Source organism: Prevotella communis (genome assembly GCF_022024115.1).
Lineage (GTDB): Bacteria > Bacteroidota > Bacteroidia > Bacteroidales > Bacteroidaceae > Prevotella > Prevotella communis.
This window is the reverse complement of record NZ_CP091792.1, coordinates 3376527-3395000: the sequence shown is the minus strand read 5'-3', so window position 1 is coordinate 3395000 and position 18474 is coordinate 3376527. Positions and strand designations below refer to the sequence as shown.

The window sequence follows — 18474 nt, the reverse complement described above, 5'->3', positions numbered from 1 at the left end:
CTGTTCAAAAAAGTTTCTGCAAAGGTACAACTATTTTTTGATATAGTCGCCTGGTTTGATGCCAAATTGCTTCTGGAAGCACTTGGTGAAGTAGGAGGGATTTGAGAAACCTACCATATAACCCACCTCGCTGACCAGGTATTTACCTTCCTGGAGCAGTTGGGCTGCCCGCTTCAGACGTATGATCTGTATCATCTCGTTGGGCGTAACATCTGCCAGGGTCTTTATCTTGGCGAAGAGACCGCTGCGACTGATGCCAAGCTGTTCGGCCAGGAGGTTCACCGACAAGTCGCTATTGGCAATATTCTCCTCGATAATCTGGGTCATCTGCTTCAGGAATTTATCATCGGTGGGGTTGCTGGCAATCTCGGTGATAGGGGCTGTGGGTTCACTGGAGAACTTCTCAATGAGTTTTCTGCGCATGGCAATGATATTGCGGATGCAGGCCTCAAGATACTGCAGCGAGAAGGGTTTCTCGATGTAGGCATCAGCACCGACGTCCATTCCTTCCACCTTCGACTGTTCGTCGGTCTTGGCCGTGAGCATAATGAGGGGGATATGACTGGTAAGGGGATTGCTACGTACCTGTTTGCAGAAGGTTGCACCATCCATACGGGGCATCATCCAGTCGCTGATAATGAGGTCGTATTCATGTTTGGACAGCAGGTCGAGTGCTTCAATACCATCGTGGGCTGTCGTGACCTGATACTGCTGACTGAAACTGCTGCTGAGGAATTCCAGCATATCCTCGGAATCGTCGACGATGAGGAGACGGGGAAGTTGAGAGCTGGGAGTTGAGGACTGAGAGGTCTGATTAGAATGTCCGTCCTGAGTGTAATCATACCTCTCCGTTCTCCGTTCTCCGTTCTCCGTTTTCAACTCTCCGTTCTCTGTTACCTCCTGACTGACAGGCAGGCAGATGGTAAAGGTGGAGCCTTGTCCTACTTCTGAGTCAACGCTGATAGTACCATGATGCAGATCTACGATATGCTTCACAATGTTGAGGCCGATACCAGTGCCTGGCTTGTTGTCCTGGGCCTGGAAGAAAGGTTCGAAGATACGCTGGCGGTCTTCCTCACGTATGCCCACGCCGTCGTCGCTGACGATGAGACGGAAATGTTCCTCGTCGGGCTCAACGACACAGCTTACCGTGACATTCTTCTTACTGTATTTATTGGCATTGGTGAGCAGGTTGCTGACCACCTTGGTGATGGCCTCTCCATCGACGATGGCCGTGAAGTGCTCATCAGGGTAATTCACCTTGAACTGTCGGCCGTTTTGCAGGAAGGTGGGCTCGAAACGTTCGCAGACGGCATGGAGCAACGCGTTGATATTCCGTGGCTTGAAATCACTTACTATCATGTGCTGCTCAGCCTTGCGGAAGTCAAGTAGCTGGTTGACAAGTTCCAGCAGACGGTGTGCATTACGGTCAATGATACGCAGTTCCTCATTGTCGGTCTTCATCTTCTCCAATGGTCCGATGATGAGTGATACTGGCGTGCGTATCTCGTGGGCCACCATCGTGAAGAAGTTCAGGCGGGCCTCGCGTGCTTCTTTCTCTTTCTGCTCCTGTAGGCGCTGCATCTCGTACTTATGACGCTTCTCGGCTCGCTTCAGCCGGACGTGAACGTAATACCAGATAATGAATCCAATCAACAGGAGATAGAAGAGTTTGGCATACCATGTCCACCAGAAGGGAGGTGGTACAACAATCGTGATGGTTGCCTCTTTATCGCTCCATATACCATCATTATTGGTGGCTTTCACACGGAAGGTATAGGTACCTGCAGGCAGGTTGGCATAGGTGGCGCGTGTCTGGTTGCCTACGTAGTTCCACTCTTTGTCATATCCTTCGAGCATATAGGCATACTGGTTCTTTTCAGGTGAACAGTAGCTGAGTGCCACGAATGAGAAGATCATCTGGTTGTGTGCCTCCTGAGCCGTGATATAGACAGGAGGTATCGTACGGTTGGCCTTGATTTGATAAGGGAAGAAGGCGTTGAAGCCGTTCACCGCACCAAAGAAGATGCGTCCGTCACTGGTCTTGATGCCGGCATTAGGTTGAAACTGTTCGCAGACCAGTCCGTCGTGGCGTGTGAAACGCTGGCAGTTGAGGTCCGAAACCGCAGATTTGGGGTTTAGGTTCTGAGGCTCGTATTTCACGATGCCGCGCTCAGTAGACAGCCATAATGCGCCTTGGTCTTCAATGATACTCATCACATTACCAGTCTCTACCGATAGCTCTACCCTGTTGAACTGTTTCTTGGCTATATCGTAATAGCAAAGACCTTCCAGCGTTCCTATCCAAAGACGTCCACTGGCATCTATCATCGTGCAGTTTACCTGGTTACTGGGTAGTGAGTACTTGTCGTCCTCATCGTGGAGATACTGCTTAAACTCCTTGCTATCGGGTGAATAGCACCACATGCCCGCTCCCTGGGTAGACAGCCATATACGGTGCTTGTCGTCCTCGTCGATGTCAATGGCAAGGGCATTGGTGGAACCAATATGCTGGAAATTGTCGGCCTCAGGGAGATAGAGGTTGAATCCTTCCATTGTGGCAACCCATGTGCGCCCCTTGCTGTCATGGCAGATGGCATAGGAACTGGCATCTCTCAGTTGGTTATAGTCATAGTGGCGCAGCTGACCTGTGGTGGTGTTTAAGACATAGACACCTCTGGTATAAGTGCCAATCCATAAGTCTGAGCCCTTTAGGGCAAGGGCATGGGCATTGACCGTGCTCAGTTCGTCCTGGTGGGGATAGTCGATGAATGCCTGTTGCTTGGGTGAATAGCACATAATACCACCATCGTCACTGGCCACCCACACGTTTCCTTCGTGATCTTCGCAGAAACGGGAGATAACGTTACCTCTCAGTCCGTTGTCCGTAGTAAAACTGTCAAACCGCTTGCCTATGGGTGACACATAATTGACGCCTCCATAGAATGTGCCTATCCAGAGGCCTCCTTCGTTGTCGTTGGTGATGGCATATACAAAGCGGTCTCGCTGTGACTGCTGTTGCCACAGGCGGTTCCATTGACGGGTGTTGGGATTGAAGCAGATCAGTCCGTCGTCACAACCAATACAGATGGTATTGTCGGGGCGTTCGAAAAGCGTATGGATATGGGTGGCACTACCTTCGGGAAGCATTTGTTCCAGATGGCCGTCGTTATGCATGAGCATAAGACCATTTTGCCAGGTGCCAAGCCATAGGCGTCCGTCATGGGTCTGCAACATGCATAGGGAATTGTAAGGGACGGGTGAATTGAAGGATATTCGCTCGAATTTCGCATGCAACCGGTTCAGGCGGCTCACACCATAGCTTCCCCAGTTGGTGACAGCCCATATCTGATTGGCATTGTCAGCAAAAACCTGTGACACATACCCATTCGTCTGAAGGAAATCGTAATGACGAACTTCCTTCTTGTCGCTGTTAATAGCGTAGCACCAGATGCCTTGCTGGTTGGTTGACATCCAGAGATTGCCTTCTTTGTCTAATGACAGGGAGGTGACTGCAGAATGAATATTGATAGGCAGACGTTCAAAGCCATCAGTGTCGTATCTGAGTAGGAAGACGCCACCCTCGGTGCCAACAAGGAGACCCTCGTCAATAGGGAGCAAGGCGGTGATATACTGATTACTCTTGTTTTCAGCTATACGGTAGGGCTGCACTTTGATACCATCGTAACGGCAGAGGCCGTTGTCAGTGCCAAACCATATGTATCCATATTTGTCCTGAGTAATATGACGTACGGTATTGGAAGTCAGTCCATCCTCCATGCCGATATGCCGATACTGGAAATCATTCCCGCCCCAACTATTGGTAAGGGAACAAAGAATAAAGACAAGGACAAAGGGTAATTTTCGTAACATTGGTTTCATCGTTTTTAGCATTAGCCGTGCAAAAGTAATACTTTTCCAGTGTCTGTGCAAATAAAAGTGTGTCAAATATTATAGTATTCGCTTTTTTTAATTATGAGGTCTGACAATATCATCCAAATGATGTAAATATTGTCCAAATCCCTTAATTTAATACTTTTTTTGCATTGTTGAATGAAAAATAAATGTATCTTTGCCCGTGAATTTGAATTCGAGAACAAAGATTTCATAAACTATATTATTAACGAACTAACTAATTTCTTAGATGGTATGATTACTACTCATTTTAAAAAACTGATGGCAGTCGTTGTTTGCCTTTTGGCTGGAATGACAGCGCAGGCGCAGTTGACGGCAACCTATGAACCGTATGCAGCTACCGAATGGGGTAAAGAGAAAGCTGTAGATTTTAAGTTGACGGATGTGGCACAGGCATTGGAGACTGATACAACCACACTTGTTGCTGCACTTAATTCCTGGACGGCAGAGGGTAGTACCGATGCTAATATGTTCTTCCTGACTACAGCGGAAGGTCTGAGTGACAATTATACACAAGGCGGCAAAGGTGGCTTCTGGGTAAATGCAGAAGGTCTCCCTCAGGCTTGGAGTGATGATAATAGTGGCCTGCGCTGGTTTAATACCATCAGTTGGACATCCGCTGAGAATGAAGATGGAAAGTTTTCTGTTATGATTGGTCAGTTCCCTGGTCAATGCGCTGTAGGCGATACATTCAAGCCTAAGTTCGTGTTGAAGTTGGGCGACAAGGAAGCTACCTTGGAAATTACCATTAATATCATTGAGAAGCCAGCTGTTGATATACCTGAGCCGGAATTGGCATGGGGTAAGCTCACCATCGTGGAAGAAATCACGAAGGATGTAACACAGAAACCTCGTTCTGGCTATGATGCAGATAAGGTGGAAGTAGATCTTACGGAGGCTCTCACAAAGCTTGGTGTCAGCGGAGATTTACTGAAAGATGAGTTAAGCCAGTTGCTCTTTGCAAAGATTGCCTATGTAACAGAGGATGCTGTGATGGGTGCTCAGATGAGTGACTCTTTGACTAACGAATCATCAGCAGGTGCCCCTGGCTTCTGGTTGCGCAATTTCAGCGATGCCGAGGGTAATCCTACTTTCGAATGTGGACGTTTTGCTTATGATGGTGATGATTGCTTCTATGCAGAAGCTTTCGCCTTCGATACTGAGACTGGTATCCTTTCTTGTAATATCGGCCAGATGCCTAATAAACTGAAGGGTGGTAATACCTATTTTGCTGATATCTATATTGTATATGGTGACAAGGCCATCAAGATTCGTTATAACCTGATTCTGCCTGAAGTAAAGGTAGGAACCCTGGAAGATTATGAGAAGGCAGGTGAGAATACGATAAGAGTGGAAATGGAACCTGCGGAGAGTTATGACACCAAGAATTTCTCTATTGATATTGAGACTATGGTCAATGCCTTAGGTTGTCAAGTTGGAGAGATTGATGACTTCTATATGCTTGACAGTGAAATCGACTTTGCTACTGGTAAGAATCAGGAAGGTGTAGGCTACTGGGTCAGCATGGAAGGAAAGGTGGTTAATTGGGGTAATGATGCCATGTTCTATGTCACGCCAAAGGCTGATGACTACTCAAAGTTCGGTGTTGGTCAGTATCCTGGACATATGAATATTGGCGACTCTGCTCGTGCCACTCTTTATTTCGTTGCTGGCAGTAAGTATTATCAGCTGAATGTTGATTTGGTGATTGTTGCACCAAAACAGGGTGATGTCGTCTTTGAGAGTGTAGCCCAGCGTCTGATAGAAATCCAACAGGTGCCTGTAGCATACAAATGGACATCGGGCGTAGAGATTCCTGAGGCATGGGTTGAGCAGCAGCTTGGAACCAGCGATTGGGTGCTCTATGCACTGGCTCCACTAAATGAAGACGGAACAGAGAAAGAGGGTAATGCTAAATATTCTAAGAGCTATTCTATTACTGAGAGTCCAGGCTTCTGGATGGATGGCGAGGGCCATAATATCGGATGGAGTGCTAATGCACGTGTAGGTGTGTCTATCTCTCAGCCTTCAGGACATTTCGCACTGATGCAGTATGAAAACAGCATTAACCTTGGCGATGTGTTCCGCTTCCCGCTCTTCCTGGTCAACGAGGAAAATGGTAAGATGGTGACCTTCAACTTCACCTATAGCATTGTGGAGTCTGTCGTAGAAATCGAGGAGGTAGGCTCAGAGGATATTGTATTGCCAGTGTCAGCTGATGACGAAGGTGCTTCTGCAACAATCGATCTGTCAGATGTTCTCCAAGCTTTTGATATTACCTTGGATGCATTAGCTAATGGACAATATTTGCACGGCATTACTGCTGATGGAACTTATGGTTCTGGCGTGTCTTTATATGATGGTCTGGCATTCACGAATAGTGGTGCTTGTGTAATAGAAGATCCGTTTATGTTCTTTGAGGCAGAATTGAATGAAGATGGCAAGTCTGTTAAAGTGACAACCTATGCTACAGCAGACGTTGCTGACGACTATAGTGCAATAGGTACTGTCTGCTTCCTTATAGAAGGCAAACGCTATGTCCTCAACGTGAAGTTTGTTTCAGAGACAGTCTTTACTGGCATTACAGAGAATCGTACAGTACCTCATACATCTCTGTCAGCCGTTTATGATCTGCAGGGTCGTAAGGTGGTGAAGACACAGCGTGGTCTGTACATCCAGAACGGACGTAAATATATGGTTAAGTAAGCCATCGATAGACAATAATTAAGGAATCCACCTCGTTTTATAGCGAGGTGGATTCAATTAAAATGCAAAATGAAAAAATTTACTACATTAGTTTTCCTGATGACATTGGCTTCTGTTGCTTTCGCACAGAAGACCGTCTATATCCCTAATGAATGGCGTAATCCGTGGCCATCTGACTCGCTGCTCTACAAGGAGAGCGATCCGGATAATAAGTACACTTGGTCGAAAAGTCGCTCTGTGGAGAGTGATAACGTGATTATCTTCTGGGATAAGAACTACGGCAATAAGAAGCCCAACGAACTGGCTACTAGCGATTGGAATTACGTAGATATACCTGACCTTTTGAATAAATGTGAGGCTTTCTACGATTTGGAAATCAACAAACTGGGCTTTGTTGACCCAGTGAAGAGCAACCACAGCAAGTATAAGATGATGGTGCTCATGAACTATTCAAAACCTGGCGACTGGGCCTGCTACGGTGGTGGCTACGATTTCGTCATCTCTGCCTTATGGCTGAACTCTGCTACCTGTAAGCCCGTAGGTCATTCTGTGGCTCATGAGGTGGGACACTCTTTCCATTATATGTGCTATGCCGAACATAGCGGGCATCAGGATTCCAATACTGATAATACGGGTTTCCACTTGGCGTGCGGCAATGGTCAGGCTATCTGGGAACAGACAGCTCAATGGCAGGCTGCCCAGTCATATCCGGAATTGATGTTTGACCAGAGTATCGGCGTGTTCCGTCGTTCTCATAACTATGCCTTCTCGCACGAGTGGCATCGCTATCAGTCATATTGGTTCCATTATTATCTGTGCCAGTATTACAATGATATTACGACTGTTGCTCAGGTATGGAATCAGCCTATGACAGGTCAGAGCAGGGGTAATGGAACTGATTTCAATCAGGCGCTGATGAAACTGAAAGGGCTGGATGCTACTGGACTGTTCCGCCTTTATTATGATTATGCCGCTCGTTGTGCTACATGGGATATTGACGCATGTCGTTCCTACGGAAAGAACTATATTGGTGATTTCGATTACCGTTGCGTCCTGGTGGGTGATACTGCATATCAGGTGGCTCTGGCCTCTGTGCCTCAGGCTTCAGGCTTTAATATTATCCCATTGACTGTTCCTGCCGCAGGTACAAAGGTGACAACGCATTTCACGGCCTTGGCAAGGTATTCCAAACTGGCTGCAGGCGATCCTGCTGAGATGATGACAGGTGAAACGCAGTGGGGTAAGACCTCGCGCACCTCGTATGTGAGTGCTTCAAACTATAAAGATCGTGGTTTCCGCTTGGGCTATGTGGCATTGATGAATGACGGCACGCGTCAGTATTTCAATGCAGACTCCGTGTATTGCGAGGGACAAACACAGAAGACCTGTGAGGTGAGTATGACTGTTCCCGAGAATGTGAAGCAGATGTGGCTCGTCGTGGTACCAGCCCCCAAGAGCTATATCCAACATAAATGGGATGAAAAGGCAGACAATGATGATATGTGGCCTTACCGTTTCCGTCTGGAGGGTGCTGAACTGGGTTCGAAGGCTCAGGTCTATGTGGCTTCTACAATCGATGATCGTGATGTGGCCGATATCACTTTTACTTATGATGTAAATCTGCCCCGTTTGAACTCTTATGACGCTGTGACTGTCAACGTTTCTGGTAAGGCACAGGCTATGCTGGGTACTGCTTTCCAGATGAATGCCTCTGACATCGCAGACAAGATGCAGGCGTGGACTTCCAGTGGTCCTTCGGAAGGTAAGGTGATGTTTTATCCCATGAATCCAAAGTCGCAGGCACGTGTGAACCGTGGTAGTACAGCCAATGGCTATGGTCACTGGTTTAATGCGTCAGGTGGTGCCACTGATTATGGTAGCAGCGCTTATCTTTATAGTGAGTTCTCGCCTACAGCTCTTTCATTTAACGTAGGACAATATCCTAATCGACTGACTATCGGAAATGATTACACCATCGGTCAGATTCTGCGTTATAAACAGAGTGCCGACAAGGAGGCAATGGCCCGCTTCATCTTCCGCGTCCATGTGACAAGCAGTGACTATGGGGCTGAGTTGGCCAGTGTTGAGTATACTGACCCACGTACATTGGGCATCACACAAGTTGAAAATGGAAAGTTGAAAGTTGACCAATATTACGATCTGCAGGGTCGTAGGCTCTCTAAGCCTCAGAAGGGATTGAATATTATCAATGGACGTAAAGTTGTTGTAAATAATAAATGATAAGAAGATTCATCACCGTTGTGCTGTATGCAGTTACGCTCTCGCAGCCTCTGCAGGCACAACAAAAGGAAAGCCCGCTCTGGAACGCACCAGGTGCGGGCAATCCGTTTATTCCAGGTTATTTCGCTGACCCAACTATTCGTAAGTTTGGCGATACCTATTATCTCTATGCTACCACCGACGGTACGGGTAATGGTTATGGACCGGCTCAGGTATGGGTGAGTATGGATTTCGTGAATTGGAAGAACATCATCATGAACTGGCCTACAACGGAAGTGGTTTGGGCCCCAGATGTGATGCAGGCTCCAGATGGCACCTATCGTTACTTCTACTGTGAACCATGTGTGCTTCACGAGGGTGTAGGCGATTCTCCTATTGGGCCTTGGAAAAACGTGTTAGGAAAGACAGATGCCGTACTCGTGCCCGACCGTTTTGTTCATAATGCGATTACGTTGGATGGTCAGACCTTTGTGGATGATGACGGTTCTACTTATCTCTATTTCGGTACATGGGGCATATATAAAGGTTTTGGTTGTGGTGTGGCCCGACTGAACGGAGATCTCAAATCTTTTGCAGAGAAGAAGTTGATTCCCAATACGGAGATTACCGATTTCTTTGAGGCACCTTATGTCTTTAAGAAAGACGGCGTGTACTATTTTACCTATAGCAGTGGCTCATGTCATGATGATACCTATCGTGTGCAGTATGCTACTTCTACAGTAGGTCCGATGGGACCGTATGAATATAAAGGTTGTATCCTCAAGACTAATGCTGACCAGACGGTTCATGGTCCTGGTCACCATAGTATCCTGGAGAAGGATGGCAAATACTTTATTGTCTATCATCGTCATAACCTGCCTCGCAGCGTTCATGGCTTCAATCGACAGATATGTATCGATGAGATGAAGTTTGATGATAAGGGAAACATTTTGCCCGTGGTGCCTACGCATCTGTCACCCTTACATCTCAAACCTCAAACGTCAGACCTCAAACCTATTGCAGTCACAGCGTCCTCTTATTACGATGAGTGGTTTAAGCCAGAACATGCTGTAGACGACAATAATGCCACGCTTTGGAAAGCTGCCAACACCAACTGGGGTAGGGGACTGCATCAGGACGAGTGGTTGCAGATAGACTTGGGTAAGGTGCAGAAATTCTCTGAGATATGGACGCAGTTTGAATATGCCACTTTCTTCTATCAATATAAGATAGAGACTTCTGTTGATGGCAAGTCATGGTTGCTCTATGCTGACCGCACCAACAATACCATGCAGGGTTCACCCATGATTGATACGGGCAAGTGCAAGGCTCGTTATGTGTGCATTACTATCACCGACACACAGAAAAACGGGCACATGCCAGCTATCTGGAACGTAAAGATATGGAAGAAGGCTCCAGCTTTACCTGACATCAATGTTGCAGGTAATGATGATTACCCAGGAATGCATCAGAAAGACGTAGAGACATCTGAACGTCAGTTTGCTTCTTTCACGCTCGATGCTTCCCTGCTGTCAGAAGGACATAAAGCCCCCTTTGATGTAACGGAAGTACAGTCCTTCAAGGCTAACAAGCCTATTCGTGTCAGGGTGAAAGACGGTCGTTGGGCACTTTTCTTCAATGGCACACAACGTCTGACAAGTGATGCGTTTTTACCGACAACTTATCGTTATAATGCTCCTTATACGATATCTGCCTGGACGTTAAGTACCAAGGTAGGCCCCGTCTCTACCGTCGCATCGCTTACTACTTCGCGTGCCGACCTTGCCACTACCGAATTTCGCTTGGGGTCAGATCCTCAGACGGGCCTTATCAATCATAATGGCTCGTTCGAAAGTTGCGGTCTGCCTCAGCAGATTAAGGAGGGCGAAGGAAAGTGGCAGTTCTGGACTATTACTTTCGACGGCTGGAAAGAACGTGTTTATCTGAATGGTGAATTGGCTCGTGAGCAGAATAACTTTCTGATGATCCGTCCGGAGGGACATATCACGATTGGTGCCGATGGCTCAGGGGCTAATAATTTTATGGGGTATATCAGTATGCTGACCATTTCTCCTAAGGCTACGACAGCCGAAGAGGTGATGGAACTCTATGACAAAACGAAACTGTCGGCTATTCCCTCCTTGGGCGATGATGATTTTGAGGAGGCCGATCCTGACAGCAAGTTCACGCTCTCACCGCTGATGAAACCTGTATTTGAGAAGAAGGAGACCTTCAAACTCAGCACCCAAAGTGCAGACTTCAATCAGGCTCCACTTAGTCATGGTGGTACTGTCTATAAAGAGTTAGAGGGCGACTTCGTCGTGATGACACGCGTCAATGATATGGAAGGTCTGAGTCAGCATAGCGTAAAAGGTTACAACGAAGTGGGATTACTCGTTGCCAATGGTAATACTTACTACCAGTTGGGTGCTTTTCCGCTCTATAACTGTGGTAATATGCTTACGGTACTGAGTCCTCATGGTCGTCCGCAGTTCCCCAACTCCAAGGGTTACGACTTTGACCCTGTCATGCAGTTTGAACGTCGTGGAGATTTGCTCTTCGCACGTACCAGTAAGGACGGTGTGACATGGAATAACATGCCAGGTTCGCCGATTGAAGTAAAAACGAAGAAATTGTCTGTTGGCGTTTACCAGACCACCTATTCCGAAAACTATTCTTGGGCTACACTTAGTGACTTCATCATCTACCAATAGATTTCTATTGGGCGATGGTGAAGTTCGCCTCTATATTCACTTTTAGTAAGGTGCCGTTATAAGGATACTGGTATTGCATGGTTACTGCGTGGGCATCATGCCAGCAGTTTTCCTTGTATAGGCCGCAACTCCAGTTCCACAGGTCGTTGAACACCTCGATATACACATGACCTTGGGCATAGTATCCTGGGTCGCCATCGCTATTAAACCATCCGCCAAAGACGCCGTTAGTATGGTTCTCTCCTTCAGTACCATCAGTATATAGGGGCACAATGCTCAGTTCTGCTTCATTCATCTCGCTGGTGCTGAGGCCCATCAGGTTGCATACCTGCTGTTTGCTGATGCGGACTTTGTTGTCCTGGCTATACCCCTGATACCAGTTCATGGCTGTATTTACAGTGATGCTTCCGCAGAATCTCTCTTTGTTGACTGGTTCACTGGGGGTAGGAATGCCAGCTACGAGGTAAGAGAAATGGGTATTCCTGTTCTGAAGCCATTGCTTCATCTTACTGAGTTCGGTATCAAAGCGTTTTCCACTGATAGGCCAGCGCTGGAATTCGCGGTCAATAGCACCTGATGCACGCATCTGTTCTACATATTTCATGCACTCATTCCATGCATGAGTGACAATTGTATCCTTTACTGCTGCCCATTGTGCTTTATAGGCTTCTACGAATTCCGGACATGCAAACAGGTCGGTAAAGAATTGTGGCACGTAGTTATACTGTCCGTTTCGTTTCAGGGGATTAGAGCCCATCACGGTCTCCGTGAAATCCGTAAAGAAGGTATGCCCGGTGGTCATCTGCCCCCAATCGAAGTCATAGCCGGCGTCAAAGTCCCATAGTGGCCCCATCACCCAAGGACCGTCACCATCCTTATGCATATAGATAGAGCGAGGGGCTGACAATTCTACGTTATACACAAATTCCTGAATGAGCAGGTATTTGATGAATGAGGGAACATCAAGCAACTGCTGAACCTGTGTATAATCCTTGTTCTTGATTGCAGTCTCAAGTTCGGCAAAGACATTGCGCACGGAATCAACGGTATTCACTGTCCAGCGTTCGTCATCGGGATACTTTACGCATACAGGCATTCTGTAGACCGTCGACCAGAAATTATCATTGGCATAAGGATTCTCGCCAGGACCATCATCCACATCGAGTGCAATAAGGATGCCATGTTCGTCGCTCACAGCCACGCGGTTTTTATTCTGCTGAACCTGTTCAGTCAACTGATAAATCCCTTTGTAGTCGCCATTCAGAAAGAGTTCTACGTAGCGAGTGTGGTTCGTATAGGGCAAGCCTAAGTCACGTCCCATCTCGAATACAAAGGTGTTCATGATGTCCGTCACATCACGATAGTTGGCGAGCAGTACCCAACTCTTGGCTTTGTCAAGTCCCAGCACTTTGTGTTTATCATTAAGCTTGATACGATAGGGCTTCTTGTCGTACCACAAAAAAGAACTGTTTCCGCGTCCGCGCATTTGGATATTGGCAGAGTAGCTGGTGAATGATTCCTGGGCATTCAGTGAGAGGTGAGCATCGGTATATGTCTCTTTCGAGGTGATATCCTGACCGTCCTTCGTGGTGATGTAGAGTTGGAATACTTTATATGGGTCTTTCGTTTCGGTAAGAGGCTCGTCTTCAAACGTTATACTATCAATGTGGTTCACGTCGAAAGGTATTCTTAATTCACCTGTGACGTCCGTCATCATTTGACGTCTTGCTTTGTCAAACGTCATCTCGTTGAGACTATCCACAACGATGGGGAAGTTCCATTTGCCTCCCATCTGGTTCATATAGACATGGGCCCGCTGTTGTGCTCCTGCAGTCAATGTGCAGAATATTGTTAGCAGTATAATAAGTAGTTGTTTCATTAAAAAAGTTATTGCGTTATTAACGATGCAAAGTTACACATTTATTCTATAATGGGATTAAAACTTTCGTCCAAAAAGATACAAATAGCGTCTAATCTTTAGATTATTTGGACTATTTTTTTACGTTAGAGAAAATTTATTGCATACCTTTGCAACATGGTCAAGAAAAATGGACATAACATGAAGAGAATCATGGTGGCGGGCATCATGTCTGCACTCGTGTTTGTTGGTGTGATGGCAGCTCCTCGTTGCATTGTGAGCGTGAAAGACGTCAATGTAAAAGTGGCTGCTGGTAATGCACCCCAACTGCCTTATCAACTGTGGGTGACTTATACCGACGGGAAAGGTGAATATCGACAGGTGCGCTGGCTTAATTCATCGCTCGACGTGGAGCAGGAACAGGCAGATGCCACACATCATCCTGTGGGTTCCACCTATGAGGTACGTGGTTTCATTGTGGGTGATAACACCACTTCCAATGGCTATCCTATCAAGGCGCGTGTCAGTGTGGTACAACAGACAGAGAGGCCTGCCTCGCATCCCGTTGCCCAGCCACTGCCATTGGACAAGGTGCAGCTGACGGGGGATGATCGTCTGACGCATAACCGTGATCTGGATATCGACAACCTATTGTCGCTTGATCCAAAACAGCAACTCTATAACTATTATGATACATATGGCTTGCCAACTACTGACTGTCCTGTCAGCGATGGTTGGGACTCACCTACTACAAAACTGAAGGGGCATGGTACAGGACATTACCTCTCTGCTATGGCCATGGCTTATGCCAGTTGTCAGGACAAACAGAAAAAAGCATTGCTACTGAGTCGCATCGAATTGATGTTGAATGAGATGCGACGTTGTCAGGAACGGACTTTTGTCTGGAGCGATTCCTTAGGCCGCTATTTCGAGGCCCGTGACGTGGCACCTGAGGCAGAGCTGCGTGAACTGAAAGGCTCGTGGAAAGATTTCGATAACTATAAGCAGGACTGTCGTCACTACGGCTATGGCTACATCAATGCCATTCCACCACAACACTGCGTGCTCATAGAGATGTATCGTCCCTATAACAACGAAGACTGGGTATGGGCACCTTATTATACCGTGCATAAGCAGTTGGCCGGATTGATTGATATAGCCAGTATCATTGATGATAAAGCCATCAGCGAGAAAGCGCTGCTCATTGCCCGTGATATGGGACTCTGGGTGTGGAACCGCCTGCACTATCGAACCTACGTCAAAAAAGATGGTACGCAGGCTGAGCGTCGTGAGCATCCTGGTAATCGTTACGAGATGTGGAACATGTACATTGCCGGTGAGGTGGGAGGTATGGCTGAGTCACTGGCCCGACTGTCGATGATGGTCACCGATAAAGAACAGCGTGCACACCTGTTGGAGGCTGCCACTTGTTTCGACTCACCAGCTTTCTTCGACCCCTTGGCTCGTAATGTCGATGCTATCCGTACGCGTCATGCCAACCAGCATATCCCTATGATAACGGGAGCCCTGAAATGCTATGAGGCGGGGGCCGACACCTATTATTATAATATCGCACAGAATTTCTGGCACACCATTCAAGGGCGTTACCGTTATGCTATGGGAGGCGTGGGCAATGGCGAGATGTTCCGGTTGCCCTATACGCAGATGCTGTCAATGGCCAACAATCCTGAGCCTACGATTAATGAGACCTGTTGTGCCTACAACCTGGCTAAACTGACAAAGGATCTGAACTGTTTCAATCCTGATGATGCCAGCTATATGGACTACTACGAGCGCTTGCTCTACAACCAACTCGTGGGTTCTATCAATCCCCATCAGTACCAAGTGCTCTATCAGTATGCCGTGGGTCTTAATGCCTCGAAACCTTGGGGTAACGAGACTCCGCAGAGTACCTGTTGTGGTGGTACGGGCGCTGAGAACCATGTGAAATATCAGGAGGCGGCATATTTCGTGAATGACAACACGCTTTGGGTGGGACTTTACCTGCCTACAATCGCTACGTGGGATGCCCAGAAAACCGTGATTCGTCAGGCGTGCCAATGGCCCGCAGAGAAAAGTATCATCCGTATACAGAAGGGTGGGGGACGTTTTGCGATGAAACTCCGTGTGCCCTACTGGGCTACTGAGGGTTTCGACGTCAGACTGAATGGTAAATCCATCATCCATCACCCTACACCCGGCACCTATGTCGAGATACCGCTTCGCAAATGGACAAAGAAGGATGTGGTAGAGGTTATCATGCCCTTTACACGTCACTTTGACTATACCCCTGATAAACTGGAAGTGGCAGGCAGGCAAACCTACAGCCCTATGTGGACGGCTGCGCTGATGCAGGGACCATTGGTGATGGCTGCTACGGGTGTGAAGACATGGGACGAGGCCACCATTCATGATGAGGCCGACTGGGACCGTTTCCATTTCGTGCCCGATTATGATGCCGACCGTCATGTCACCCATTACTTCCGACTGGATGCTCCAGTGCCTCCTGCTACTGAGGTCGATACATTGGTGCTGAGTCAGACATTGGCAATGGCAAAGGGCCGAATTGACGCTCAGCAGGCTTGGAATGCGCTAACGATAAAAGTGCCCGAACATGCGCCATGGGCGCCTCATGGTTATGCCCGTATGACGGAACAGTATCAGCAATGTGCAACCATTCTGACCTCCAAGATTAATCCTGTTGATGCGGAGAAGTTGCTGTCCAAACTGAATGCTGCGCTCACTGCCATGCGTCCAGGTAATCTGGCTGAGATGGAGGATATGGATGAACTGAAACAGCTGATGCAGCAAGTTCGTGACCTGCCACGTTCTGAAGTTCGGCGTGATGCCTTGTGGCGTGCAGAGCGTGTGGTGCGTTACGTCACCGATGGCAGTGGCACCAAGGATATGATTGATAAAGCAACCAACCAACTAAAAGACATATTGAAGTAACGATGAGAATAGGAATGACGATGGTGCTGGCCCTGGCATTGACGCAAGGAGTTTCAGCACAAGACAATACCAATATCAAGGATGCCTATCAGCGTGCCTTTGGCATAGGCAGCAGGTATTCCTGGAAGATGAAGAATGGCGATGTGAACGTGCACTTGAAACGTGGCACACATCAGTTCTGGTATTCCCTGTATGATGGCAGGGGACAGGTGTATAAATTGGTTGATGCCGACAAGAACACGGTAGAGGTGTTGACAGAGAATCCGGAAAAACCTCGTCAGCGCCCTGAATGGCGTGGCCCGCAGCGTCACTGGATGGAGGTGCCCGATGAGAAGGATGGTTTCAGGATGTCGCCAGATGGTAAGTCTCAAGTGTATCTTAAGGACAATAACCTTTGGGTGAAACTAAATGGGGAGGAACGTGCTCTGACTACCAATGGTGATTCCACTTATTACTATTCGGCCTGGGGCTCGTTCTCTGCCGACGGTCGCTATTATGCCACAGTGCGTATCAAACCAGCCCCCAAGCATTATGTCTATTATGTGGAATCATCACCCAAAGACCGTTTGGAACCCGTATTACACAAACAGGAATATGCCAAGCCTGGTGACTCGCTGAATTATCGTGTGCCTGTCATTGTAGAGATGGCGACAGGTCGCGTGATAGAACCTTCAACGGATTTGTTTAAGAGTCAGTATCAGGTGACTGCTCCCCGTTGGGATGCAGACAACGAACATGTGACGTTTGAATTCAACGAACGTGGTCATAAGACCTATCGTGTACTGGAACTCTCTGCGAAAACTGGTTTGGTACGAACGCTTATTGAGGAGAAAAACGACAAGTATATCAACTATAACCGTCAGCGCCGCATCGATCTGCAGGATGGTAAACGGATCGTTTGGACCAGTGAGCGTGACGGACGTAACCATATCTATTTGTATGACAGACAAAAAGGACAGTTGATACGTCAGGTGACGAAAGGTGAGTATTATGTGCGTGGCATTCAGCATGTGGATGAGAAGGCTGGTATCATCTATTTCTCGGCCTGTGGCATGAACAAATCCGAGGATCCCTATCTGATACATTATTATAAGATAGGTCTGAATGGCAAGGGGCTGGTATGTCTTACACCCGAGGAGGGTAACCATAGCGTGACCTATACCGAAGATATGGTTTATCTGATTGATACTTATTCCACCGTTACGACGCCCCCTGTCACAGTATTGCGTTCGGGCAAGGATGGAAAAATCCTTCGTACCTTGGAAACTGCTGATATCACAGCTTTGGAAGCAGTGGGTTGGAAGGCCCCTGAGGTCTTTGTGGCCAAGGGACGTGATGGCAAGACGGATATGTGGGGACTGATTCAGCGTCCGTCGAACTTTGATCCTAATAAAAAGTATCCTATTATAGAATACATCTATTCAGGTCCTGGCGATCAGTATGTTCCAAAGTCATTCACACCATGGCTCTATTATCTTCAGAATATGGCCGAACTGGGCTTTATCGTAGTGCAGGTTGATGCGATGACTACCTCATATCGTACCCGTGAGTTCGAGGAGGTATGCTATAAGAACCTGAAGGATGGCGGACTGCCAGACCGTATTGCCTGGATTAAGGCGGCTGCAGAGAAGTACCCTTATATGGATATCGACCGTGTGGGTATCTATGGCTGTAGTGCAGGCGGACAGAATGCGCTGGCTGCTGTGCTGTGGCACGGTGATTTCTATAAGGCTGCCTATGCTGCCTGTGGTTGTCACGATAACCGAATGGATAAGATCTGGTGGAACGAACAGTGGATGTCGTACCCTATCGACAGCTCTTACGTAGAATGTTCAAATGTGGAGAATGCCTACCGATTGGAGCGTCCGCTGATGCTAGTCGTAGGTGAACTGGATGATAATGTGGATCCAGCCTCTACTATGCAGGTGGTCAACGCATTGGAAAAAGCTGGTAAGGACTTTGAACTCGTGGTTATCCCTGGTGCCCATCATACGATGGGCGAAAGCTATGGCGACCATAAGCGCTACGATTTCTTCGTGCGTCATCTGTTGGGCGTTGACCCACCGAAATGGAGCGAACTTAAATGATTCAATAACAAAAAAACGATAT

At 47.5% G+C, this 18474-nt stretch carries 7 protein-coding genes; 5 read left to right on the top strand and 2 right to left on the bottom strand.

Annotated features, from left to right (window positions below; translation table 11 throughout):
• Window positions 1-30 precede the first annotated feature (30 nt).
• Window positions 31-3873 (bottom strand): hybrid sensor histidine kinase/response regulator transcription factor, encoded by a 3843-nt coding sequence (locus L6468_RS13940; RefSeq protein WP_237793661.1) that lies wholly within the window; start codon window positions 3871-3873, stop codon window positions 31-33.
• Window positions 3874-4176: 303 nt separating this feature from the next.
• On the opposite strand from L6468_RS13940, the gene L6468_RS13935 reads away from it, so the two are divergent.
• The 3 genes from L6468_RS13935 to L6468_RS13925 all read left to right on the top strand — a co-directional run bounded on the left by L6468_RS13935 (window position 4177) and on the right by L6468_RS13925 (window position 11555).
• Window positions 4177-6621, top strand: a complete 2445-nt coding sequence (locus L6468_RS13935) for a DUF4859 domain-containing protein (RefSeq protein WP_237793660.1) — start codon at window positions 4177-4179, stop codon at window positions 6619-6621.
• A 69-nt stretch (window positions 6622-6690) separates the two neighbouring features.
• Entirely contained in the window at window positions 6691-8862 is a 2172-nt protein-coding gene (locus L6468_RS13930; protein ID WP_237793659.1) for a DUF6055 domain-containing protein, read from the top strand.
• A complete protein-coding gene (locus L6468_RS13925) occupies window positions 8859-11555 on the top strand; it encodes a family 43 glycosylhydrolase (RefSeq protein WP_237793658.1) in 2697 nt (898 codons plus the stop codon). Before L6468_RS13930 ends, L6468_RS13925 begins: the two co-directional genes overlap by 4 nt.
• A 4-nt stretch (window positions 11556-11559) precedes the next feature.
• On the opposite strand, the gene L6468_RS13920 is transcribed toward L6468_RS13925, so the two are convergent.
• Window positions 11560-13434, bottom strand: coding sequence for a CotH kinase family protein (locus L6468_RS13920; RefSeq protein ID WP_237793657.1), 1875 nt, complete (start codon window positions 13432-13434; stop codon window positions 11560-11562).
• A 180-nt stretch (window positions 13435-13614) separates the two neighbouring features.
• Between L6468_RS13920 and L6468_RS13915 the strand changes: the two genes are divergently transcribed.
• Both L6468_RS13915 and L6468_RS13910 read left to right on the top strand, forming a co-directional pair.
• Complete coding sequence (locus tag L6468_RS13915; protein WP_237793656.1) at window positions 13615-16365, top strand: beta-L-arabinofuranosidase domain-containing protein; 2751 nt, start codon at window positions 13615-13617, stop codon at window positions 16363-16365.
• Between the two features lie 2 nt (window positions 16366-16367).
• A complete protein-coding gene (locus tag L6468_RS13910) occupies window positions 16368-18452 on the top strand; it encodes a DPP IV N-terminal domain-containing protein (protein WP_237793655.1) in 2085 nt (694 codons plus the stop codon).
• Window positions 18453-18474 lie beyond the last annotated feature (22 nt).